The sequence below is a fragment of the Nibrella viscosa genome, assembly GCF_039541875.1.
In the GTDB taxonomy this organism is placed as follows: Bacteria; Bacteroidota; Bacteroidia; order Cytophagales; family Spirosomataceae; genus Nibrella; species Nibrella viscosa.
Map to the genome: position 1 here is coordinate 116,638 of NZ_BAABHB010000007.1, position 23,612 is coordinate 140,249.

General features: G+C 51.9%; 17 protein-coding genes. 8 read left to right on the forward strand and 9 right to left on the reverse strand.

Annotated features, from left to right (window positions below):
• The first annotated feature begins 54 nt into the window (after positions 1-54).
• From merTP to ABD931_RS17730, 3 genes are all read left to right on the forward strand, one after another.
• Positions 55-672, forward strand: coding sequence for a mercuric transport protein MerTP (gene merTP, locus ABD931_RS17720; protein WP_345269185.1), 618 nt, complete (start codon positions 55-57; stop codon positions 670-672).
• Positions 672-890 (forward strand): GDCCVxC domain-containing (seleno)protein, encoded by a 219-nt coding sequence (locus ABD931_RS17725; protein WP_345269186.1) that lies wholly within the window; start codon positions 672-674, stop codon positions 888-890. Before merTP ends, ABD931_RS17725 begins: the two co-directional genes overlap by 1 nt.
• Positions 891-1,127: 237 nt before the next feature.
• A complete protein-coding gene (locus ABD931_RS17730; protein WP_345269187.1) occupies positions 1,128-1,721 on the forward strand; it encodes a hypothetical protein in 594 nt (197 codons plus the stop codon).
• A 197-nt stretch (positions 1,722-1,918) separates the two neighbouring features.
• Here ABD931_RS17730 and ABD931_RS17735 read toward each other — a convergent pair whose 3' ends face one another.
• The 5 genes from ABD931_RS17735 to ABD931_RS17755 form a co-directional block, all read right to left on the reverse strand.
• Positions 1,919-2,143, reverse strand: a complete 225-nt coding sequence (locus ABD931_RS17735) for a hypothetical protein (protein WP_345269189.1) — start codon at positions 2,141-2,143, stop codon at positions 1,919-1,921.
• A 131-nt stretch (positions 2,144-2,274) separates the two neighbouring features.
• On the reverse strand, positions 2,275-2,568 hold the full coding sequence (locus ABD931_RS17740; protein WP_345239846.1) for a hypothetical protein: 294 nt from the start codon (positions 2,566-2,568) through the stop codon (positions 2,275-2,277).
• A 108-nt stretch (positions 2,569-2,676) separates the two neighbouring features.
• Positions 2,677-5,043, reverse strand: a complete 2,367-nt coding sequence (locus tag ABD931_RS17745; RefSeq protein ID WP_345269190.1) for an ABC transporter permease — start codon at positions 5,041-5,043, stop codon at positions 2,677-2,679.
• Positions 5,044-5,150: 107 nt separating this feature from the next.
• Positions 5,151-7,520, reverse strand: coding sequence for an ABC transporter permease (locus tag ABD931_RS17750; protein WP_345269191.1), 2,370 nt, complete (start codon positions 7,518-7,520; stop codon positions 5,151-5,153).
• Positions 7,521-7,608: 88 nt separating this feature from the next.
• Complete coding sequence (locus ABD931_RS17755; RefSeq protein WP_345269192.1) at positions 7,609-10,047, reverse strand: ABC transporter permease; 2,439 nt, start codon at positions 10,045-10,047, stop codon at positions 7,609-7,611.
• A gap of 117 nt (positions 10,048-10,164) precedes the next feature.
• Between ABD931_RS17755 and ABD931_RS17760 the strand changes: the two genes are divergently transcribed.
• Both ABD931_RS17760 and ABD931_RS17765 read left to right on the forward strand, forming a co-directional pair.
• Positions 10,165-10,485: a hypothetical protein gene (locus tag ABD931_RS17760; protein ID WP_345269193.1), complete on the forward strand. Its 321-nt coding sequence runs from the start codon at positions 10,165-10,167 to the stop codon at positions 10,483-10,485.
• Between the two features lie 15 nt (positions 10,486-10,500).
• Positions 10,501-10,980, forward strand: a complete 480-nt coding sequence (locus tag ABD931_RS17765; RefSeq protein ID WP_345269194.1) for a Uma2 family endonuclease — start codon at positions 10,501-10,503, stop codon at positions 10,978-10,980.
• Here the strand turns inward: ABD931_RS17765 and ABD931_RS17770 are convergent, their stop codons facing one another.
• A complete protein-coding gene (locus ABD931_RS17770; protein WP_345269195.1) occupies positions 10,981-13,344 on the reverse strand; it encodes an ABC transporter permease in 2,364 nt (787 codons plus the stop codon).
• 280 nt (positions 13,345-13,624) lie between these two features.
• Between ABD931_RS17770 and ABD931_RS17775 the strand changes: the two genes are divergently transcribed.
• The 3 genes from ABD931_RS17775 to ABD931_RS17785 are packed head-to-tail and all read left to right on the forward strand — an operon-like array spanning position 13,625 to position 17,503.
• Complete coding sequence (locus ABD931_RS17775) at positions 13,625-14,920, forward strand: serine hydrolase (RefSeq protein WP_345269197.1); 1,296 nt, start codon at positions 13,625-13,627, stop codon at positions 14,918-14,920.
• A 13-nt stretch (positions 14,921-14,933) separates the two neighbouring features.
• Entirely contained in the window at positions 14,934-15,374 is a 441-nt protein-coding gene (locus ABD931_RS17780; RefSeq protein ID WP_345269198.1) for a nuclear transport factor 2 family protein, read from the forward strand.
• Positions 15,375-15,379: 5 nt separating this feature from the next.
• Positions 15,380-17,503, forward strand: a complete 2,124-nt coding sequence (locus tag ABD931_RS17785) for a S9 family peptidase (RefSeq protein ID WP_345269199.1) — start codon at positions 15,380-15,382, stop codon at positions 17,501-17,503.
• Between the two features lie 338 nt (positions 17,504-17,841).
• Here ABD931_RS17785 and ABD931_RS17790 read toward each other — a convergent pair whose 3' ends face one another.
• The 3 genes from ABD931_RS17790 to ABD931_RS17800 form a co-directional block, all read right to left on the reverse strand.
• Entirely contained in the window at positions 17,842-20,268 is a 2,427-nt protein-coding gene (locus ABD931_RS17790; protein WP_345269200.1) for an ABC transporter permease, read from the reverse strand.
• A 188-nt stretch (positions 20,269-20,456) separates the two neighbouring features.
• Positions 20,457-23,114 carry an ABC transporter permease gene (locus ABD931_RS17795; protein WP_345269201.1) on the reverse strand — a complete coding sequence of 886 codons (2,658 nt, stop codon included), beginning with the start codon at positions 23,112-23,114 and terminating at the stop codon, positions 20,457-20,459.
• Between the two features lie 12 nt (positions 23,115-23,126).
• Entirely contained in the window at positions 23,127-23,465 is a 339-nt protein-coding gene (locus tag ABD931_RS17800; protein ID WP_345269202.1) for a PadR family transcriptional regulator, read from the reverse strand.
• Between the last annotated feature and the right edge of the window lie 147 nt (positions 23,466-23,612).

Genomic DNA, 23,612 nt, shown 5'->3' on the forward strand with positions numbered 1-23,612 from the left:
CCTATTGACAACCCTCTAACAATGTAGGTTTTATTTTTGTGCAACATTTTTCACATGACAACAAGAACAAAAGACAATAAAAGCTTTATGGCAGGGCTTTTAACTGCCGCAGCCGCTTCACTTTGTTGCCTCACACCTGTTTTAGCGTTCTTAGGTGGGGCAAGTGGACTTGCTTCATCTTTTGCATGGGTTGAGCCTTTTAGGCCGTACCTGATTGCACTGACCCTTTTGTTTTTTGCCTTTGCCTGGTACCAAAATCTAAAGCCTCAAAAGCAAGTTGACTGCAATTGCGACACAGACACCAAACCTACAGTTTTACAATCCAAAACCTTTTTGAGCATTGTTACTGTTGTAGCGGGACTGTTGGTTACTTTCCCTTATTACGCAAAAGCATTTTACCCGATTTATGATCAGCCTAAGGTTGTCATTAACAACCAAGCCGGCATTAAACAAGCGGAGTTTACAATAAAAGGCATGACTTGCGAAGGCTGTACCGAACACGTAAATAGTGAAATTGCGAAAGTCAAAGGTGTTGTTCAATATCAAACGTCATATGAAAAAGCATACACCATTGTAAAGTTTGACAACACCAAAACATCTATTGACAGCATTGCAAAAGCCATCAACAACACAGGCTATAAAGTGACTTCTCAAACTCTAATCAATCACTAATGGAAAAAAAAGTTCCAATACTGCAATCGGTGATTAACTGCCCTGAATGTGGACACCAGCAGGAGGAAACAATGGCCACAGACGCATGCCAATATTTCTATGAATGCAAAATTTGTGGGACACGCCTAAAGCCAAAAAAAGGTGACTGTTGCGTTTTTTGCAGTTATGGTTCTGTGAAATGTCCACCTATTCAAATGGGAACATCTTGCTGTTCGTAAAGACGTATGGCATGCAGCGAACCGTGCATTGGCGCATATGGAGAGTGACGAATAAATTTTCAGTTTTTTGTTTACTATTCGGCCTCATTTCAGCAGATGAATAATGTTGGCCAGTAGAAAAAGCAATGAGCTTTTTTACTTTAATAAGCTGCGGCACCGGGCAGACGGAACACAGAATACCGCCACAACGACAATGCTTTAACGTAAGCTGCAACTGTAAACAACGACCGCTAAACAATGAAATTTATCAAATCAATATTTATAATAATCTTAATTATAACGATAGTCGGACTCTTGTTTCGTGGGTGGTTTTACAGACATTTAGTGACATATAAGCCGGTTGGATTTCGAACTAATTATTCAGCAACAGACAAAAAACTTACTGACTACATTGATACAAATACTAACGAGCAAACTGCCCCTGACATTAAGCAACTTGTTGAACTTAGTCTTTCAATAACATCAAGACAACTTAACTTTACTGCCAACAAAAACGACATAGATCCAAATAAACTTATAACTTCCAAGACAGCCCATTGTGTTGGTTATGCTTCGTTCTTTGCGACAACTTGCAACTATCTTTTAAAAAGATACAATATGGCTGATAGATGGATTGCGAAACCACAAATTGGACAACTTTATTTCCTTAAAATAAACATTCACAAATATTTCAATTCTGCATTCTTTAAAGACCACGACTTTGTTACAATTGAAAATAAAAAAACGGGAGAAATTTTTGCAGTTGACCCAACGGTAAACGACTATTTACGCATTGACTTTATAACCTATACAAATGACAAACAAAGCAGACGAAAGAACAGCAGCAGGTAACAAGCATTTGGCAAAAAAGCGGGTTCATTGGTTAAATAAAGCTTAGGGCTTCAAAATCCGCTTCTTCGCCAAGCGCCAAACCGCGATTCGTCAGATAAGTAGGCGGGGTGTTCCTCAACATCTAGCTAATTTATAAAAGGCTCACTACGTTACGTTGGTATACTCAGCATCGGTTACCGGCTTCAGTTTCATCCAGGTTACGCGCCCGGTTGCGGTATTGGGGGTGATGGCCACCGCTCCAGGCCGGCGTTCAGGGCCGCCGGCAGTTTTTGCAGGTCTCCTTTGGTGGTAAGGGCTGACATGACGACTATGCTTTGCTGCCTGGGCATCAGGGTTGTTGATTGATGCAGCTGGTTTTGGGCATAAAGCTGGTGAACACCTAAAAACCAGCCGAGAATCAGACTGACGAAACAGATACGCATGGGTGTCGTGGTAAACATTAAGGTGTGACTACCTTTCTTTTTTCCTGTAAAGGTCTACCCAATTAGTTACCTGTATTCAGATTAGAGAATGGCAGGTAGACGTTAGAACAAGCTGGGCTTGATTTATAACATTAACTCATGGTCAGCAAGGCCCGCTGTTTTGCCATATCCTCTTTTCGCACGAACGTAATCGGCACAAAATTATCAGTGGGCGTGCCGATGTAATACAAAGTCCAGTCCTGGTCGTAGCTCGCCAGCAGTTGCCGGATACACTCCACCCGGTCGAAGGTAGGGATGGTGCAGTCGCCCCAGTAGAAAAGTTCAACGCGGTAGTGCAGGGCCTGTTTCTGGCCGTTGATGGTTACTTCGATTTCGACATCCTGCTTGCCTGGCAAGTTCGGAATCGGGATTGCGATATGTGCCATATGTTTGGGTGTTTAATTCGTGGTTGTAGAAGTAAAGGAGATAGGAGTAAAGAATAGGACGGCTTTCTGCTTCCCTCTCCTCCCTTCCTCCTTTATTTCTTTCCTCCCTCATTCCGTCCGTAAACTCTTCACCGGATTTGCCGATGCGGCCCGGTACGTTTGCCAGCCAATTGTCAGTGCGCCGATGCTTAGGAGTAGTACCGAGCAGCCGAGCAATAAACTCACACCGACGGTGATGTGATAGGCATATTGCTGCAAAAACGCCTGTCCGGCCAGAAATCCTACCGGTACGCCAACCAGGGTGGCAATCAGCAGTAACCAGACGAATTCCCCGGAAAGAGCCGCCACAATCTGCCCAAAGGTGGCACCCATTACTTTACGGATACCGACTTCTTTGATCCGCGTTTCGGTGGTGTACGTCACCATCCCAAACAGTCCCAGGCAGGCAATGGAAAGCGCCATTCCGGTTAACAGCCCGATAAACGTCTGGTCGTCGCGGTGGAGGTGCTGCTCGTAGAGTTTTTCGTCGTACCAATAGGCCTCCAGGGACTGATGCGGATTATGCCGTTTCCAGGTACGCTCCAGGGTAGCCATTACCGTCTCTTCGGCACCCGCAGCGACTTTGAGCGAAAGAATGCGGAACTCGCTGGGCCGGCTATACAGCACTACCGGCTGAATACGCCGTAGCAGCGTGGAATGGTGGAAATTCTGAACGACTCCGGCTATCTGCCTTTCGGTACTTTCATTTAACCATATCGTTTGTCCCACAGCCTCAGCCGGACTGCCCAGCCGCAATGCCTGAACCGCTTCTTCATTGATAAGGACAAAATGCGCCGTTGAGTCGCTACTCATAGCCGGTAGATTCTGTCCGGCAGCCAATGTCAACCCAAGACTGTTTACCAGAGAAGGCGTAATAGAGAAGGCTGAGGTCTGGACGGAGTCACCATTCGGACGTTTGCTTACAAACAGGACCTCTCCGCCTGAGAAGCCAAATTCGGCAGAGGTAGCAGCCACCTGCTCTACACCGGCAAAGCGGGCAGTTTCTGTGGCCAGTGCCTCGTAGGGCTGCTTGTTGAGTTGAACGTTCAAGATACGCTCCCGGGCAAAGCCGTAATCGGCCGAAGCCATAAACAACGATTGGGTATAGAATACAGCCAGGAAGATGATGGCAATCAGCGTGGCGGCAAACTGGGAGACAATAAGGGCTTTTCGTAAACCTATCCCGCTGAAGAGTTGGGTGTTCAATCGCCCCCGCAACACCTGGGCCGGTTGGTACCGGGACAATGTTCGGGCCGGAACCCAACCGGCTATCAATCCGGTCACGATAACAAAGGCCAGAAAGTACAGCCATTGCATGCCGTCCTGACTAACCTCCGCAATGAGCCGCTGCACCGTTGGCAACCCACTGATAAGTTTTAGCTGCCCATACGCCAGGACAAATGCCAGCAATGCGACCAGCGTTGATTCTGCCAGAAACTGCCCGACCAACTGGCCCCGCATTGCCCCCACAGCCTTACGAACACCCACCTCGCGGGCACGCCCTAACGACTGGGTGAGGGTTAGATTGATGTAATTGAACCCGGCAAGCAGCAGGACTACCAACGCCAGTAAACTAATCGATTGCAGGTTTGGCAGTATAGGCTCAGCCGTAATATTGTGCAGCGGTTCCCGGCCCGGAGAGATGTTCGCCAGCGATTGATACCGAAAGCCATAATGCTTTGTCGCCGACGCTACATATACGTTATTAACCCGCTTTGCCGTGGCATTTAAAGCCGTCTGCAAAGCCTCAGCGGAGCTACCCGGCTTAAGCTGTACGTAGGTATAGCAGGCGGTCTCGTCACTCCAATTGGTCAGTTGCTGCTTTTGCCGTAACAGTGGCATAGTCGCCATTGAGGCCAGCAGGTCAAACTTCAGATGCGATGGATAGGGGGGCTTTTGCAACACACCCGTAACCGTAAATTGCCCCGCCTGACCCAGGGTTAAGGTCTGCCCGATGGGATTCTGTTTGCCAAAGAAACGTTCGGCGGCTGCCTCGGTCAGTACTACTGTATTTAAAGCGTTTGCCGGGTAACCTGTTGCCAGTCGGAAACCAAAGATGTCGAAGAAACCCGAATCCACGAAAGCGCCATGGATGGACAGTGTTTTCGCTCCGGCTGTTGCTTCATCGGGTAGACCGTAATGTACCCGCGTAATCCGTTCAATAGCTTTGTAATCATGCTGGAGTAAATCGGCCAGCGGCAATGGCGAACTGGCGAAGGCCGCAGTTTCTCCATCCTGCCGGGTCACATCGGTTAGAACGCGGTAGGTACGCTCCGCATTTGGATGGAATGTATCGTAGTCGAAGGCCCCTTTAACCTGGATTAAAGCCAGCAGACATACCGTCATGCCCGAGGCTAAGCCAAAGATGTTGATAAAGGAGAACAGCCTGTGCCTCCACAGATTACGTAGCGCGATTTTCAGGTAGCTTCGGAGCATTTTTAATAGGCAGTAAGCAATAACTAAGTAAGCAGTGGGCAGTAGACAGAAAATGTAACTCGCAGTTTGCTGACTTCATATTTTGCCTACTGCAAACTGCCCACTATCTACTCCGTTCGTAAACTCTGCACCGGGTTCGCCGAAGCCGCCCGGTAGGTGCGCCAGCCAATGGTTAACCCGCCGAGCAGGAGCATGACCAGGAAGCAGAGACCCAGCGTTTCGATACCGATGCTGACGTGATAGGCAAAATTGATCAGGAACGCCATACCGGCCAGCGCACCAAGCGGCAATGCAATAGCACTGGCGATCAGGAGCAGCTTGACAAAATCCCACGACAGCAAGGCTATAATTTGAGCTACATTGGCCCCCATCACCTTCCGGATACCCACCTCTTTGGTGCGGGTTTCGGTTGTGTAGGTAACCATCCCCAGCAGCCCCAGGCAGGCAATGGATAAGGCCAAACCCGTTAGCAGTGACAGGAAATCCAGGTCTTCGCGGTGATTGTGGCGCTGGTACAGGAAGTCATCGTACCACTGCCCGGTAAACGGCTCGTAGGGGGTCAGCTTCTTCATCACCGTCATCGCATCAGCCAGTACCGCATCCTCGACCCCTTTAGCCACGCCGATGTTCAGGTAACGGAACTGCGACGGCTGATACCGCAGCACCAGCGGCTTAATGGACCAGGCAAACGACGTAAACCGAAAATCTTTCAGCACGCCGGCAATTTGCAGTTCCGTGCTGTCGTTCAGCCACAACGACTTTCCAACAGCTTCCCCGACCGAACCCAGCCGGAACGCCTTTACAGCTTCTTCGTTAATCAGAATAAATCGCCCGGCCGTATCCGACGCTGACGCAGGGAGGTTTTGCCCTGCCAGCACACTGAGATTTATGTTGGGCACAAATTGATGGTCGACGGCAAACGTAAAGGCCATCATTGAGTCGGAGGCTGTCTGCTTCATGCGAAAGACCTGCGTATCGCCAAAAGAACCAAACAACCCGGAGGTTGCCGACACCCGTTCGACACCCGACAACTGGTTGAACTCATGAGCCAGCCGCTGGTACGGAATTCCATTGATTGGCATCGTTAAGATGCCTTCCCGCCGGAAACCGTAGTCGGCGGTAGCCATATAGTGCTGCTGCCGTCCCATAGTGAGCAAAAAGATCAGCGCAATCATCGATATGGTGAACTGAGCAACAATCAACGATTTTCGCAGGGAGATGCCCCGCAGTACCCGCAATCCCATTGTACTACGCAGTACCTGCGCCGGCTGAAAGCCCGAGAGTACCCGCGCCGGTACAAGGCCGGCCAGCAACCCGGTTACTATGCTGAACAGGATAAATACCACCCACAGCGTCTCATCCCACTGCACCCCGCCAATGAGCCACTGCTGCACAAACGGCATAGGCTTAACGAACTGTAACATGACATACGCCAGGCCCAGGGCCAGCAGAGACAACACTACCGACTCGGCCATAAACTGCCCCATCAGTTGCCAGCGCAGGGCACCCGCTACTTTACGGATACCTACCTCCCGGGCCCGGCTCAGCGACCGGGCCAGCGTCAGGTTAATGTAGTTGAAAGCCGCCAGCAGCAGCGTCAGCAGCCCTACCCCAATTTCGACCAGTAAGCCACCAATCTCACGCTCGTAGGTCGACATCGCCAGCTCCTCCAGGCCGGGAGAGACTTTTGTAAGTGCCTGTGGCCGGAAGCTATACCCGGTCTCTCTCGTGAACACCAATCCCTGAAGTGCTCGTTTATTGATAGCATTCAGCGCATCCGACAGCGTTTTTTCCGTTGTGCCCGGCTTTAGCAGGACGTATGTATACCCCACAGCATACTGCCGCCAGTCTTCGAAGAGGTTCCGGTATTTAGGATTACCCGGCGTTTTTAGCGACAGCAGCAAATCGAATTTCAGGTGAGAATGCGTCGGGTTATCCGCCAATACACCCGTAACGGTTAGCGGACCTAACTCATCATGTTGCAGCACCCGGCCAATCGGGTTAGCCGTTCCGAAAAACTTTTCCGCCGTTTCGCGGGTCAATACGACCGTATGCGGTTCGGTAGCTGCCTTGCCTTGCGCCAATCGGTATCCGCTGAAGATAGTGAAGAAACGTGGGTCCACCGCCCATGACAGAAGATTAAACCGCTTATGATTTTCTGAAAAATCTCCATATACGCGTACCACGCGGGCAGCCTCCTCCACAAAGCCATAATCCTGTTGCAGTACACCCGCCAGTGGCATGGGCGATGTAGCGTGCGCGACTACCCCATGCTCATTGGTGGCTACATCCGTCAGCACCCGGTAGATACGCTGGCGGTTCGGGTGAAAGTTGTCGTAGTCGAAGGCCCCTTTGATGTGGACAATCGCCAGCAGGCACACCATCATCCCGGATGCCAGGCCAAAAATATTGATTGCCGAAAACAGCTTGTGCTTCCAGAGGTTGCGCAGGGCGATGGTGAGGTAGTTGCGTAGCATAAATAGTTATGAGTTATGAGTGAAGAGTTATGAGTTAGCTGACGCACATTTTTAATTCTTAACCGCCGGGCGGCCCCGTCTTAATTCTTCACTCCGAGCGTAGCGAGGTAACCGGGTTCATCAAAGCTGCCTTAATACTTTGGTAACTTACCGTGAGCAGGGCGATGCCGACGGCCAGAAGGCCAGCCAGGACGAAGGCCCACCAGGGTACATCGATGCGGTAGGCGAAATCTTCCAGCCAGCTATTCATGGCATACCAGGCAATCGGCGAGGCAATGATAAGGGCAATGAAAACCAGTTTCAGGAAGTCGCGGGAGAGCAACGCCACGATACTGGTAACACTGGCTCCGAGTACTTTGCGAATGCCAATCTCTTTGGTCCGCTGCTGAATGATGTAAATGGCCAGACCCAGCAGACCCATACAGGCAATGAATATAGCCAGCAGGGAAAACACGCCGAAGATGCGCTGCGATACCTGTTCAGCCTGGTACAGAGCCTCCCAGTCTGAATCCAGGAATGAGTAGTGAAATGACTGGTCGGGCAGGTATCGCTTCCAGATACGTTCGATGCGGGCGACAACGGGTTGCAGATTATCGGTCTGTACCCGGACCACGATCTGATTATCGGTCCGACCAAACCAGCGGTTATGCAGGATAAACAAAGGGGCTATCCGCTGGTGGAGTGACTGGTAGTGAAAGTCTTTCACCACCCCTACTACGGTCAACGGTACGTCGGCACCGTTGGCGCGGCCGAAGAGATCCGGGCTGAACACCTTCTTTCCTATCGGATCAGTAAGACCGAGTTGCCGGACAGCCTCCTCGTTCAATATGACCGATAGCGAATCATTAAAGGCTTTGGAGAACGTACGGCCCGCCGTCATAGCCATCTTCATCGTCGGCAGGTAGGCGTCATCTACCACCGTACCCCGGCCGGTTACCGTTTCGCTTTCAGCTTCTCTATGGAAAATAATGCCGAAAAAGCCATTCTGATTGCCCGGTGCCGAATTGGTACCTCCCACCCCGGCCACCCCGGCTATGCGGGAAATCTCCTGCTTGAACGCTTCAGTGTTAGAACCCAGAAATCCGGCTCCCTGTAAGTTAATCACGGCCTCTTTGGCAAAACCAAGTTCTTTGTTTTCAATAAACCGGAGTTGCGTAAACACCACCAGCGTACTGATGATGAGGATAATGGAAATGGCAAACTGAAACACCACCAGACCATTGCGCAGGAGATGTCCCTGCCGGGTGGAGAAGAACTTGCCCTTCAGCACCTTAATGGGCTCAAACGACGACAGCACCCCAGCCGGATAACTGCCCGCCAGCAGGCCGATACACAGCGCTACCAGCAACATCAGGGGAAGCGTATCAGGCTGTAACAGCAACCAGGCTGACAGTTGTTTTCTGGCCAGGTCGTTAAACGACGGCAGCAGTACGATTACCACTATCAACGCCAGCACAAAGCTGAATACACTCAATAACACAGATTCCGTCAGAAACTGAGCCGCCAGTTGCCCTTTGGTAGACCCAAGACTTTTGCGGATACCGACCTCCTTCGCCCGCTCCGACGACCGGGCCGTAGCCAGGTTCATGAAGTTGACGCAGGCAATCAGCAGCACAAATACGGCTATTACGGAGAAAATATAGACCAGCGTACGGCTGCCGTTCGGTTTTAGCTCAGCTTCCAGATGGGAGTCCAGATGGATGTTCCTGAGGGGTTGGAGGAAATAGAAATAGCCATTGCCGGCTTTCAGATACTCCTTGAACGACACCCCGAAATTGCGCTGCACTTCGCCGGCTGCATACTTTTCAACAATAGCCGGAAATTTGTCCTGCACAGCCGCTGGGTTGGTGTTCGGGCGCAGCAGCAGATACGTATGCGCCGAGAAGCTGACGTGGTTAGGCTGTTCCGCAAACGGGGCACCCGGTGTAGATACCAGTATACTATAGGCAAAATGAGCGTTCTCCGGCACATCATCACTGATGCCCGTTACCTCCACTTTGGGTCCCTGCACAAGCTCCAGCGTCTTACCGATGGGGTTCGTGTTGCCGAAGATCCGTTTTACAGTGCGTTGGGTCAGCACGGCGGTATTCGGCCGGCTCAGTACCCGGTCGGGTTGCCCCTGCAGCAGCGGCACCTGAAAGACCCGGAAAAAGCTGGAATCGGCCGCCATGACGTCGCGCTCCTCGAATGTCTGATTCTGGTATTTGACCAGCGTGGTGCCGTTCCCAAAATCAAACAGTCTTACGCTTTCCTCCACCTCCGGAATTTCCTGTTTTGTATCACGGGCATAGGACGCCGGAATCATGGCGTATTTCGATACCCGGTCGGTATACTTTCGCTCCAGCGCCAAGCGATAGATGCGGTCGCCGTTGGCCCAGAAGCGGTCGTAGCTCAGTTCATCCACCACATACATCACGATGAGCATGCAGCATACCATGCCAATGGACAGGCCAATGATGTTGATAGCGGTGTTCAGCTTGTTTTTCAACAAGTTCCGCCAGGCGGTTTTGAGGTAGTTGCGGAGCATAGTTTTGACGTCTATAGTTTGCAGTGAGCAGTAAGCAGACTGGAGCGCAGCGTGGTAGGCCCTCTTCGGCCTACTGCTCACTGCAAACTGCCTACTCTGTTCTCAGGCTCTTCACCCATGCTCGACGAGGAAAAAGCAAGTCAAGTCCCCGACATATCGCTCCGCGATAATGAAAATGCCCAAACGCCGGTCATTATCGAAATCTGTCATACCAATGGCCTGAAAAGCGATTTGCATAAGGTAATCCAGTTAACTGATGAAGACTTCTACGGCATCCGCGAGGGCTTCCTCTACGACTACAAAACTGGTCAGTGGCTCCGTTACCGCTTCGGCGATGGCGGCATTGCCACCCCTACCTCCTACCCCGAGCTGCTTGGGCTAGACCTGAGTCAGTTTTTATCCTTTTCTCCTCCATTTGCGTTATCTTTAAGTTCCTGAAAAACTCGTTGCGCTATGGAAGCAGTAATTGACCAGGCCTTATCTGCCTACGAACTCGAACGTAGTAAACCAATGCCAAACCTCACTCATGGTTCCATACAGGCTAATCTTGTATTTGAACTTAAAACTGCCTACCGTAACCAATTCCGCATTGCCAGCGAAGTCACGTTAGCGACTCAGCCTGATGGCTCTACGCCCGATGTCGTCGCTTATCCGTTGATACCCCTGGGTTTTGGGGATGAACCAGCCCGGCGTACCGATGCCCCTCTTCTCTGTATTGAAATTCAATCCCCTTCTCAGAGTTTAGAGCAGATGGTTGAAAAAACAACTATTTATTTCTCCTTCGGCGTACGGTCCTGCTGGATTGTCGTTCCAGCCGTGAAAGGCGTATTTGTGTACGACCAGCCCGGCCACTACCAATTCTTCCACGAACCCGGCATGCTTCACGACGCTATCCTTGATATAAAGCTTGACCTGCCTGCCGTTTTCGCCTGATTACTCCGCCCGTAAACTCTTCACCGGATTTGTCAACGCGGCCTTTACGCTCTGGAACGAGATGGTTAGGAGCGCAATGACAATTGCCAGCACACCCGCCAGCACAAACATCCACCACTCCAGGGCAACCCGGTACGGGAAGTCCGCCAGCCACTGTTCCATGCCGTACCAGGCGATGGGGGTGGCAATCAGAATGGCAATGAACACCAGCTTCAGAAAATCTTTGGACAGCAGAGCAACCACACTAAGTACCGAAGCGCCTAATACCTTCCGAACGCCAATCTCTTTGGTACGCTGCTGCGCCGTGAAGGTGGCCAGCCCGATCAGGCCCAGGCAGGAGATAAGGATAGTCAGTATGGCAAACAGGCCGGAGAGCGTAGCGATGCGTTGCTCACTGGCAAATTTTTTGGCGTACTCCTCATCCACAAACCTGTACTCAAATGGATATTCAGGATTGTACTTCCTGAAAATAGCTTCGGCTTTTCGCAGATTATCGGCGGTAGCATACGCTCCGTTCAGCTTGATGTGCATGACGTTGAAAAACCCTTTCGCCCCCGCAATGATCATTGGCTTGGTCGGATAATAAGGCGATTGCAGAATGAAGTCCTTGATGACCCCGATCACATGCCAGTCGATACCGTTGTCTTTGACGATTTGCCCGATGGGGTCTTTGAAACCCATTGTTTTGGCGGCCGATTCGTTCAGCAGCATCCCGGTAGAATCGGTCGGGTACTGGGTCAGGTCGAAGTCGCGGCCGGCAACCAGTTGCAGGCCGGCGGTAGTCGTCATTTTATCGTCGACAACATACCGGTCAAAATCCGTTTTGTCGTTGGGGTCTTTACCCGCCCATTGAATACCCCAGCCATCACTCCAGCCCTGCGTGAGCGGAGAACTCGTTTTGGTTACCGAGAGCGCTATGTTGCTGTTGAGCAGTTCGCTTTTTATCAACTTGTAGTTTTTGCCGATATCGCCGGTCAGGTAATGATAGATGAGGTTGTCTTTGGCATAGCCCGTTTCGCGGTCGCGGGCGTGTTTGATCTGCTCCCGGATAATGATGGTACTGATGATGAGCAGCACGGCAAACGTAAACTGGAGCACCACCAGAACCTTGCGCGGGGTCACCACCGCATTCACTCTCCGGAATGTCCCCTTCAGCACATTCACCGGCTTGAACGACGACAGGAAAAAAGCCGGATAACTGCCCGCCAGCAGACCCGCCAGCAGAATAAACCCGACCAATGCCAGCCAGAAATACGGCTGGTTGTATTCAATAAACAGGATTTTATCCGTCAGCTTGTTAAACGCCGGCAAGCTGATTTGCACAATCAGCAAGGCCAATACCCCCGCAATGCAGGCAATCAGAATCGACTCCCCAAGAAACTGACCAACCAATGAACTCTTTTCGGCACCGGCCACTTTCCGGATACCTACCTCCTTTGCCCGCTTCTCGCTACGTGCCGTACTCAGGTTCATGAAGTTGATGCAGGCAATCAGCAGGATAAACGCAGCGATAATACCAAACAACCGGACAAAGTCGATGAGCCCGCCCGTTTCCACCCCTTCGTCAAATCGGGAGTAAAGCCGCCAGCGGCTCATCGGATAGACAAACATCTCCCACTTCCCGTCTTCGTCCTTATCATAGCGTGGTTTGAAGCCCTTCATTTTGGCATTCATCGAAGCCTCGCTCGCGTTCGGCTTCAGCAATACATAGGTGCGGGTGGAGTTGTTGCCCCAATTTTCGTCATCTCCGCCAAGCTGGCGCAGGTAGGACCAGGGGAGCAGGTACTCAAACTTGAAACGGGTATTGCCGGGTAAGTCGTTGAGCACACCCGTTACGGTGAAATTGTCTTTGTTATCCAGCTTTACAACGCGGCCCATCGGGTCGGCGTCGCCAAACAGCTTCCGGGCAAAGGTTTCGGTAACGACAATGGAATTTACCTCGCGCAGCACCTGCTGCGGATTGCCCTGTAGCAACGGAAACGTGAATACGTTCAGGAAAGTTGAGTCGACGATATGTCCCTGGGCGGTAATCCGCTTGTCGCCGACGCTGAACAGGTAATTGCGTGGCCAGTCTACCCGGACCGCCTGCTCCACTTCCGGCAGGTCGCGTTCCATGGTTCGGGCCAGAATCTTAGGCGTTGTGTTCCAGCAATTAAGTTCACCGCTGAACTCCGCCCGGTTCCAGGCTTCGTAGATGCGGTCTTTCTTTTCGTGAAACTGGTCGTAGCTCAGTTCATGCTGTATCCACAGCAAAATCAGAATCGAACTGGCCATACCAATCGCCAGCCCGGCAATGTTGATAAACGAAAAGCCCTTGCTACGCAGCAGGTTGCGGAAAGCAATTTTGACGTAGTTCTGCAACATACCTTTTTTAAGTCTTCAGTAAGTAGTACTCAGTAGGCAGTTTTTCACGTAGCTTGCCGGCTTCTTTTCTGCCTATTGCAAACTGCCCACTGCCTGCTTAATAGAACGCCCAAATGCTATACCAAACAGAAAAACAGCCGATAATTAATCCCTTGCGGTAACCTATGAATTAAAACTGTCCGTTTGCGGACAGCGTCCGTACATTTGCGGACATCACGTCTGGAGTTGACGGCCCGCGTCTTATTTCATTTCTTCCGTATCAAATCGTAATTTGTTGGCTATGCAGCGACTGACCATCCTTGTTACCAGTATTCTAATCCTCTATACGTCTATCGTCTTTGGACAGGCCCGAACGGATGATTTCCTGAGGAAGCTCTTCGCGACTAACCAGAATGTCGTTTTTCAGGAGGTACTGCGGCATCCCGAAACCTACCGGCTCCAGATCATCTACACGCAGATTAACCGGGATAAACAGAACAATCCAACGTTCACCAACTACTACTTCCGCGTCGATAGTACCGAATACTTCAACCCGGCATCTACCGTCAAACTGCCGCTGGCGTTACTGTCTTTGGAAAAGCTTAACAACCTGGACATACCGCAGGTGACGAAGTATACGCCTATGCAGTTCGACAGTGCGTATAGTAAGCAGACAAAACATTGGAAAGATACAACCGCGCAGAACGGCTTCCCGTCACTGGCACATCTGATAAAAAAAGCCTTTCTGGTTAGCGAGAATGACCCGTACAGCCGCATGTATGAATTTGTGGGGCAGCAGGCCATCAACCGGGCATTGCACGACAGGGGCTATCTGGATACGCGCATTACGCACCGCTTTGTGCGCATGACACCGGACGAAAACCGCCATACCAATCCTGTGCGGTTTATCAGCGAAGACGGCAGGGTACTCTACACCCAACCCGCAGCGTACAACCCCGACCCGTTCGATTTTCGCCGTACCGATAAACTCGGCAAAGGCTTCTATCGCAACGACAGCCTGATTCACGAGCCGTTCGACTTCACCGGCCGGAACAAACTGCCCCTGGAGTCTCTGCATCAGATTCTTAAATCGGTGATGTTCCCCGCGTCGGTTCCGGCAAAGCAGCGGTTTAATCTGACCGCCGACGATTACCGGTTTCTGTACCAATACCTCTCCCAGTACCCCGGCGAAACCAACTACCCCAAGTACGACGCCAGGCAGTACTACGACAGCTACGTCAAATTCTTCTTTCTCGATAGCCTGCACCACCAGATGCCCGCCGGCGTTCGGGTGTTCAACAAAGTGGGCTGGGCCTACGGCTTCCTGACCGATGCGTCGTACGTGGCAGACTTTACCAGCAAGGTCGAGTTCATGCTGAGCGCTACTATTTACGTCAACCGCGACGGTATTCTGAACGATAACAAGTACGAATTTGAGGAAGTAGGCCAGCCGTTTCTGTACCAGCTTGGTCAAACCATTTATCAGTATGAGTTAAAGCGAAAGCGGCCGTACAAACCAGACCTGAGCCGGTTTCAGGTACAATACGAGAAAAGGGTAGATGATAATCGACCCGTTGTTAAAGATGTCGACAATTAAAAAACAGAACCCAATGAGAGCCCTTCTATTGTTAATCCTGCTGTTAAGTAGTGGTTTATCAGCTTATAGCCAATCTACCGGTGAGAAATCGGCCGAAAGCGGCAATCGCGCTTCCCTGTCACCTTCTCCCGAAGACCTGGCGCAGCGGCAACTCAATGCCTACAACGCCCGCAACATCGACGCGTTTCTGGATCCCTACGCCGACGATGTAGAAATTTATGATTTCCCTGACCAGCTTCGGTACAAAGGCAAAGACACCATGCGCAAGCAGTACGGCAGCATGTTTGAACGCACCAAAGCGCTGCACTGCGAACTCGTGAACCGGATTATCCTCGGCAACACCGTCATTGACCACGAACGAGTCACCTTCGACCCCAATCAAGCTCCCGTACAGGCAATAGCCATTTACAGGATTGTAAACGGAAAAATTAAAAAGGTATATTTCACCCGATAAAGAGCATGAGAAAAACGTACTATTCCTGCCTTACACTACTACTGATACTGGCTACGTGCCTCGGGATAAAGGCCCAATCGTTCTCCCTGGAATCCGTAAAGAGTTATCCGTTTCCTTCTGATTTGACCAGTTCAGCCCAGGGTTCACGCATCGCCTGGGCGTTTAATGAGCAGGGCAAACGCAATGTGTACGTTGCGCAGGGTCCCGACTTCAAACCCCGGAAGCTGACCAATTACAACGAAGACGACGGGCAGGAGATTACCAGTTTATCCATTTCAGCCGACGGAAAATGGGTCGTTTACGTGCGCGGAGGAGACCACGGCTCCAACTGGGACGAAGAACTGCCCGTTAACACGACCTCATCACCCGTACCCCCGAAGGTTCAGATCTGGACGGTACCGTTTGCGGGTGGCGAGCCAAAAGCCATTGCCGAGGGCGACGAACCCATTGTTTCGCCCAACAGCGACCGGATAGCGTTTGTCAAAAGTGGTCAGGTCTGGAGTGCGCCGGTGGATGGTTCATCGGCGGCCAAAACGCTGTTTACGGCCCGTGGCACCAACGGCTCCCTGGCGTGGTCGCCGGATGGCTCGAAACTGGCGTTCGTCTGCGACCGGAAAGACCACGCATTTGTGGGCATTTACGCCAACGAAACAACGCCCATTACCTGGATTGCTCCTTCGTTCTCGAAAGATGCTTCCCCGCGCTGGTCGCCCGACGGGAAAAAGCTGGTCTTTGTCCGGATGCCCGGAACCGGCGGTGCCCCGGATTCGCTGCTGACGCGGAAACACCGCCCCTGGGCTATCTGGACCGCCGATGTGTCGACGGGTGCAGCCGCCCCCCTCTGGCAGGCCCCTAAAACGCTGGCCGGATCGGTACCGACCACGCATGGCCAATTTAATCTGCACTGGGCCGCCAATGACCGAATCGTGTATCTGTCGTACGAAGACGGATGGCCGCATCTGTATTCGATTGCGTCGACGGGCGGAACGCCTTTGCTGCTCACACCGGGCCGGTTTATGGCTGAGCATATTTCACTGAGTCCCGACCGCAAATGGCTGCTGTTTAGCGGCAATACCGGCCCCGATAAACTGGATATTGACCGCCGGCATATCGTCCGGGTGCCGGTCGACAAAGCCGCCATGGACGTACTGACACCGGGCAATGGCGTAGAATGGACACCTGTGGTCACCGGCGACGGCGCTACCATTGCCCTTATCAGCGCCACCGCTCAGCGACCACCGTTGCCAGCTGTGATGCCGTTTACCAACGGCACCCCAACCGTGCTGGCCCAGGACCTGATTCCGGCGGGTTTCCCACAAAAGCCCCTGGTGACGCCTAAACAGGTGACCTTTAAAGCGCCGGACGGTGTAACGGTACATGGTCAGCTTTTTGAGCCAATGGGTGGTCCAGCTAAAAAACCGGCTATTATTTATGTGCACGGTGGTCCTCCGCGCCAGATGCTGTTAGGCTGGCATTATTCAGACTATTATACCAATGCCTACGCCATGAACCAGTATCTGGCCGGCCAGGGATTTATGGTACTGTCGGTCAATTACCGGCTGGGCATTGGCTACGGGTATGAGTTCCACCAGCCGGCCGACGGCGGAGCAAACGGAGCATCGGAATACCAGGATGTTCGGGCGGCCGCCGTCTGGCTGGCCGGGCAACCGCAGGTCGATGCCGCCCGTATCGGCATTTACGGCGGCTCCTACGGCGGTTATCTGACCGCGCTGGCCCTGGCCCGCGACTCCAAACTCTTTGCTGCGGGTGTTGATATTCACGGGGTACACGACTGGAGTGTAATGCGCTACCTGAATGCACAGACCGACCGCTTCGAAAAAGCACCCGATGCCGGGCAAACCGTCAAAGTAGCCTATGAGGCATCGCCCGTTTCAGCAATTACTACCTGGACCTCGCCGGTGCTGATTATCCACGGCGACGATGACCGCAACGTCCGGTTTGCCCAAAGTGCCGACCTGGTCCGGCGGCTCGAAGCGAAAGGCGTACCGATGGAAACCATGGTAATAGTAGACGATACGCACCACTGGATGAAGCACAGCAATGCCCTGAAAATGGGCAATGCCACCGCTGATTATTTTAAACGGAAGCTGCTGAAGCCGGGACAGTAACCACTCTGTGACAAAGCCTGTTGTCGTACTTTTTAGTCCTATTTAGGAAAACTCCTGCTATGGAAGCAGTTGCCGAACAGGTATCGGATGTCGAGTAATATAGCCTCTTCTATCCCATGTTGTTATATTTGGAAAAATTCACTGCGGTATGGAAACGCCTTCGTTTGACTTAATCGGAGAGTTTCACTTCGAAGACATCCGGTCGGTCGATCATTCCAAAGTCATTCAGCGTTTGGGCGTAGTGTTTGATCGAAAAACGACGTTTCCAGAAGGAGTCGGTCACGATCCCAATTACGCATGTGGAAGTGCTATTAGGGGCTATATTCCGATAAAAAGTCCTACTCCGTTCGTAAACTCCTGACGGGGTTCATCAGCGCGGCTTTAATGCTCTGAAAGCTAACCGTCAATAGCGCAATAACTATCGCTACGACACCTGCCAGGGCAAACACCCACCACTCCAGGTCAATCTTATAGGCAAAGTCCTGCAGCCAGCGGTTCATGACGTACCAGGCAATAGGCGAAGCCAGCAGAATAGCGACCAGAACAGGCTTGAGAAAATCCCGGCTGAGCATTGATACAATACCCGTAACACTGGCACCTAATACCTTCCGTACGCCGATTTCTTTCGTGCGCTGCTCAGCCGTAAACGTAGCTAAACCGAACAGGCCCAGACAGGCGACAAAAATGGTCAGTCCGGCAAAAATGCCCAGAATACTACCCATTTTCTGCTCAGCCCGGTACGCATTAAGAAAACGCTTGTCCAGAAAGGAGTATTCAAGCGGGGCATCCACGGCAAAGCCGGCCCATTTTTCCTCGATGGAAGCCAGCAGGCTGCCGACATCTTTCGTCTTCACTTTCGCAATCACCAGACCATTGTTATTACCCAGCGTCATGGCCAGCGGAGCAATCCGTTCGTGCAGCGATCGGAAGTGAAAATCTTTCACCACCCCGATTACCCGGTAGGTACTCTTACGCCCATCGTTTTCGGGGTGGGTTATGGTGTGCCCCAGCACGTTACCGCCAAGCCCGTAGGCTTTCACGGCTGTTTCGTTGAGAATAATGCCGGTAGAGTCGGTGCCGAACGCCGGTGAGAAGTTCCGGCCGGCAACCATCTGCATACCGAGGGTGGGAATATATTGGTCATCGACATCGTACCGCAATGCCTTCACGTATTGCGCCGAATTGTTGTCGGCGTAGGTGATAAAGTTGTTGTTATAAGAGGGGCCGGCCGGCAAAAAGCCCGAAATGGTGGCATTCACCACGCGGGAGTCCGCCAAAAGCTGCTGCCGGAATACGGCTTCGTTCTTTCCTAACCGCCAGGTCTCCTGCACAATCAGCACCTGGTCTTTGTCGTATCCCAGTTTCCGGTTCTGAATGTAAGATAGCTGCCGGTACACCACCGTAGTGCCGATGATTAGACTAACGGAAATAAAGAACTGAAACACGACCAGTGCACTGCGCAAACTCGTGCTGCGGCTCCGCCCACTAAAGGACAACCGGCCTTTCAGCACCGACACGGGCTTGAATGACGACAGAAAAAATGCCGGATAACTACCCGCCAGCACACCCACCACCAGGCCAAACAGTAACAAACCGGGAAGCAGCCAGGAACTAGTGGTAAATGATAAGGAAAGCGTTTTGCCGGAAAGCGCATTAAAAGCGGGTAAAGCCGTATAGACCAACCCGACGGCCAGCACCAGCGCAATAGCCGTCAGCACGATAGACTCGGTCAGAAACTGCCCGACCAGCGCTGTTTTAACGGAACCCAGCACCTTGCGGATGCCCACCTCCTTTGAACGCTTTGACGCTCCGGCCGTACTCAGGTTCATGAAGTTGATGCATGCAATCAGCAGCATAAAGAGTGCAACGGTACCAAATATAGAGACATACCGGATATCACCGGAGGGCTCCAGATCATACGCCAGGTCCGAATGCAGGTGAATATTTGTCAGCGGTTGCAGATACAGGCCAACGTTATTGCCTTTTTTCCGAAACGCTGCCAGACTCATCCCAAATGCCTGCTGCAACTGCGGCCCCATGTACTTGTCGACCACCTGGGGCAGCTTTGCTTCCAGCTTTTTGTAATCATACCCCTCCGGGAGCACCAGGTACGTGTAAAACTCGGATACCATCCAGGATGTCGACTTAGCCTCCGGAAAGGAAGCCATGGATACGAAGAAGTCGAAATGGAAGTGTGAGTTGGCAGGAACCTGATCAATTACCCCCGTAACGGTACAGGCAGCATTACCGCTTTTGATGGTGAGTACCTTGCCGAGTGGTTCGTCGTTGCCGAAGTATTTTTTAGCGACAGCCTTAGTAATAACCACCGTATTGGGGTTCGCCAGAGCCGTTTTCGGGTCGCCTTTCATAAAGGGAAGGGTAAATACCTGGAAGAAGTTCGAATCGGCAAACGTAATGGCGGTCTCCTTGAATGTCTTGTCAGCATAAGCAATAATGGGCGCACCGGCCGTCCGAAGCCGGGTAGCCTCCAGCACTTCAGGGTATTCAGCCATCAGCGTGTGTGCGGTCGGCGGCATCACCGAGGGTTCTTTCATACTGCCGCCGTTGACAGACCCTTTAAAAATTACCCGCACAATCCGGTCGGCCTTCGCGTGGTAACGGTCGTAGCTCAGTTCATCGATGACGAACAGCATAATGAGCAGACACGTAGCCAGCCCAATGGCCAGTCCCACAATGTTGATGGCAGAAAAGGCGCGGTTGCGGACAAGGTTACGCCAGGCAATTTTAAGGTAGTTGCGTATCATACCTGAGTTTAATGCAATAGTGTGGCTGTTTACTGTTTGGGCAGTTGTATGGTATCGCACAAATGCAGTGCCAGTGGCCAAATCTGCCCTATATGCGCCTTTCATAACAAGCAATGTCCGGTTTTGGACAGCGGGCGTACTGAAATGGACAGCTCCCTGTACGGGTCCGCGTCCCGCTGACCCGTACATTACTCCGACCGCAAGCTACTAATTGGGTTCATCAATGCGGCTTTGATGCTCTGGAAACTAACCGTCATCAAAGCGATGACGATGGACATAACCGCTGCGGACACAAACGTCCAGACGCTGATGTCGATGCGATACGGATAGTTTTCCAGCCATGCACTAATGGCATACCAGGCCGCCGGAAAGGCGAAGACAAACGAGAAGCCGACCAGGTGCAGGAAGTCCGAAGACAGCAGTTGTACAATGCTCGACACCGAAGCCCCCATCACCTTACGAATACCAATTTCCTTAGTACGCCGTTCGGCCGAGAGGGTAGCGAGTCCGAACAGACCAATGCACGAAATAAAGATGGTCAGGATGGCCCCGAACAGCATAATCTGCTTCCATTTGGCCTCCGCTTCGTACCGGCTGCGGTTTTCCTCATCCAGAAATCTGTAGGCATACGGATTGATGGGAAACAGTTTCTTGAACGTTTTTTCGATATGGTTCAGGCTGGCGGTTTCCGACCCCGGCTTAATCTTGATAAAGACTTTGCCGTAGTCATTAGCCGGCTTCATCGTAAATAACTGCGGGTCAATTTCCCGGTTTAATGATTCGTAGTGGTGGTCCTTCACGACGCCAACAACTCGATACTGCTCGTTATTATACCAGAAGTTGACCACCTGTCCGAGTGGGTTCTTCCACCCCGCTTTTTTCACAAACGTTTCGTTGACCAGCACGGATTGGGTAGAGTCCGTCGGCAAGTCGGCTGAAAAGTTACGCCCTTTTACGATGGGTATCTTAAATAGGGGCAGATAAGTAGGGTCGACCGTTTCGTAGGTAAAGTTCTGCTGCGTCTCGCCGTTTATTTTGGCTACCGTACCCCAAAAGCCGCCGTTCTTAAGCGCGACTGACACAATAGTCGGATTCTTCAGCAGCTCCTCCCTGAACAGTTTCGCTTCGCTACGCGTCAGGCCCGATTTTTCGACACTAATCACGTGGGTGTCATCGTAGCCCAGGCTCTTGGTCGTGAGGTAATCGAATTGCGCGTAGATAGTGAGTGTACCGATAATTAGAAACGAAGCAATGGCGAACTGTAGCACCACCAGCGACTTCTGCAGATAATTCCGGCCCGACAAACGGAACCGGCTGTACAGCGTCTGCACCGGATTGAAGCTCGACAGCACCAGCGCCGGATAGAATCCAGCCAGCAGCCCCGTTACCAGGAATAGCCCCAGATAGCCGGCTACCAATTTGGCATCGAACAGGTACGAGAGTGCCAGTGCTTTGTTGGAAAGCTGGTTAAACGTAGGCAGCACTAACTGGACCAGAATAAGCGCGAAGGCAAACGCGAAGAAACACAGCAGGAACGACTCACCCAGGAACTGAAGCGTCAGTTGCGTTCGGCCGCCACCTACTACTTTCCGAATGCCAATTTCCTTCGCCCGTTTCAATGATCGGGCTACGGTCAGGTTGACAAAGTTGATACAGGCAATGACCAGAATAAACAGCGCAATACCAGTCAGAATGTAGGCGTATATGGGGTTGCTGCTATCCCGCAATCCGTTATCGGCGGGCAGGTCTTTGTTCAGGTGCATATCCGTGAACGGCTGGAGCGCGTACTCCACCCTGTTCTTGATGCCGTACTTATCGAACATCTGTTTGATGGTTTCGCCCGCATCAGCCACGTAAATCTGGTTTAGCTTGGATTCAACCCGGCTTATGTTGGTATTCGGCCTGAGCAGCACAAACGTGTTCAGGAAAATGTTGAACCAGTTCGTTTTGTTTTCCATTTCTTCCTTCGGTACAATGAGTGGCAGCAGCACGTCGAACTTGATGGAGGAGTTCTGCGGGCTGTTCCGGGCAACCGCCGTTACGGTATACGGCTCAAACCGGCTGTTTTCCCCTCGGGTATCTTTGAGAAAAAGGACCTTTCCTACGGCATCGGTTGTCCCAAACTGCTTCTGAGCCATATCGGCTGAGATGACCGCCGATTTGGGTTGCTGTAGTGCCGTTTTGGGGCTGCCGCTTAACAGCGGAAAAGAGAATACGGAAAAGAAATTGGTGTCGGCTAAAAACACCTCCTGACTTTTCACCTCAGTGCCCTGTTTCATATCCTGCCGACCGCTCTGATACCGCACAAACGACAGAATTTCCGGCGCACCGGCCGAGAATACAGGCCCCTGAAAATAACCGGTATTCCCTCCTACGCGCTCCAGTGTTCCTTCAGGCGTAATGTCCCTGGTCGTAATCCGGTAGATGTTCGGGTTATTGGCGTGAAACTGATCGTAGCTGACCTCATCTTTGGTGTAGAGCATAATCAGCATGGCGGCCGCCAAACCGATACTAAGACCAATGACGTTGATGAGGGTATACACCTTGTTATGGGACAGGGTCCGCCAGGCGATGGTGAGGTAATTGCGTAGCATATCAGGACTTAAGAAAAGAGGTTGTGGATACTCGGATGATTGTTTGGGTTTAGCCCAGGGTCGTAGCAGTCGTAACGCACTGAGGCAGTAGCGCCGGTTTGCCTCCCTCTCCCCTATCGTTTGTACCCAATGGTAATAAAGTTCCAGCAGATCGCCCTGTACCTCTTCCAGCGTATCAGGATGACCCCACCAGACTAGTAGTCGTTCGGCCCAGCGGGGTGGTTGGGGATGTTCCGCCTTTGCATTTTTCATAAGCGGTCCGTGTTAAATCCCCATCAGTTGCAGCGTCTGCGAAGGTAGCGCCCGCCACAGTTCCTCGCGTACCTGTTTGACTTCGAACAGGGCCTTTCGCCCAGCGGCCGTTACGGTAAAGTAGCGTTTCCGGCGACCGCCCCGCTCGGCAGTAGCCCCGCCCATCCGGGAAGATAGATACCCTTTCTCTTCCAGTCGTTGCAGCGTTGTATGCACCGTACTGAAGCCAACCGAACGACCGGTTTTCTGCTCAATCTCCTGCGTGACGGTTACGCCATAAGCTTCTTCGTCCAGAACAGCTACGGTTAGCAGAACCACTTCTTCAAACTCTCCCAAAAAGGCTCGTTTCATGCCTGTACTATTTTATACGATAATGTCGGACAAATGCAGTGCCATTTACGCAACACGCTGTTTATCAACAGACAAAAAGCTTGCGTATTCAACTATTGTCCGCTTTTGGACAGCAGGCGTACTGAAATGGACAGCGCCTATGTACGG

Bases quoted from the DNA above. Each gene is read 5' to 3' on its own strand.
- ABD931_RS17780 (WP_345269198.1), top strand. From the start codon at position 14,934: ATGAGAGCCCTTCTATTGTTAATCCTGCTGTTAAGTAGTGGTTTATCA.
- ABD931_RS17740 (WP_345239846.1), bottom strand. From the start codon at position 2,568: ATGGCACATATCGCAATCCCGATTCCGAACTTGCCAGGCAAGCAGGAT.
- ABD931_RS17755 (WP_345269192.1), bottom strand. From the start codon at position 10,047: ATGCTCCGCAACTACCTCAAAACCGCCTGGCGGAACTTGTTGAAAAAC.
- ABD931_RS17775 (WP_345269197.1), top strand. From the start codon at position 13,625: ATGCAGCGACTGACCATCCTTGTTACCAGTATTCTAATCCTCTATACG.
- ABD931_RS17730 (WP_345269187.1), top strand. From the start codon at position 1,128: ATGAAATTTATCAAATCAATATTTATAATAATCTTAATTATAACGATA.
- ABD931_RS17785 (WP_345269199.1), top strand. From the start codon at position 15,380: ATGAGAAAAACGTACTATTCCTGCCTTACACTACTACTGATACTGGCT.
- ABD931_RS17795 (WP_345269201.1), bottom strand. From the start codon at position 23,114: ATGAAAAATGCAAAGGCGGAACATCCCCAACCACCCCGCTGGGCCGAA.
- ABD931_RS17735 (WP_345269189.1), bottom strand. From the start codon at position 2,143: ATGCGTATCTGTTTCGTCAGTCTGATTCTCGGCTGGTTTTTAGGTGTT.
- ABD931_RS17765 (WP_345269194.1), top strand. From the start codon at position 10,501: ATGGAAGCAGTAATTGACCAGGCCTTATCTGCCTACGAACTCGAACGT.
- ABD931_RS17750 (WP_345269191.1), bottom strand. From the start codon at position 7,520: ATGCTACGCAACTACCTCACCATCGCCCTGCGCAACCTCTGGAAGCAC.
- ABD931_RS17725 (WP_345269186.1), top strand. From the start codon at position 672: ATGGAAAAAAAAGTTCCAATACTGCAATCGGTGATTAACTGCCCTGAA.
- ABD931_RS17760 (WP_345269193.1), top strand. From the start codon at position 10,165: ATGCTCGACGAGGAAAAAGCAAGTCAAGTCCCCGACATATCGCTCCGC.
- ABD931_RS17790 (WP_345269200.1), bottom strand. From the start codon at position 20,268: ATGATACGCAACTACCTTAAAATTGCCTGGCGTAACCTTGTCCGCAAC.
- ABD931_RS17745 (WP_345269190.1), bottom strand. From the start codon at position 5,043: ATGCTCCGAAGCTACCTGAAAATCGCGCTACGTAATCTGTGGAGGCAC.
- merTP (WP_345269185.1), top strand. From the start codon at position 55: ATGACAACAAGAACAAAAGACAATAAAAGCTTTATGGCAGGGCTTTTA.
- ABD931_RS17770 (WP_345269195.1), bottom strand. From the start codon at position 13,344: ATGTTGCAGAACTACGTCAAAATTGCTTTCCGCAACCTGCTGCGTAGC.
- ABD931_RS17800 (WP_345269202.1), bottom strand. From the start codon at position 23,465: ATGAAACGAGCCTTTTTGGGAGAGTTTGAAGAAGTGGTTCTGCTAACC.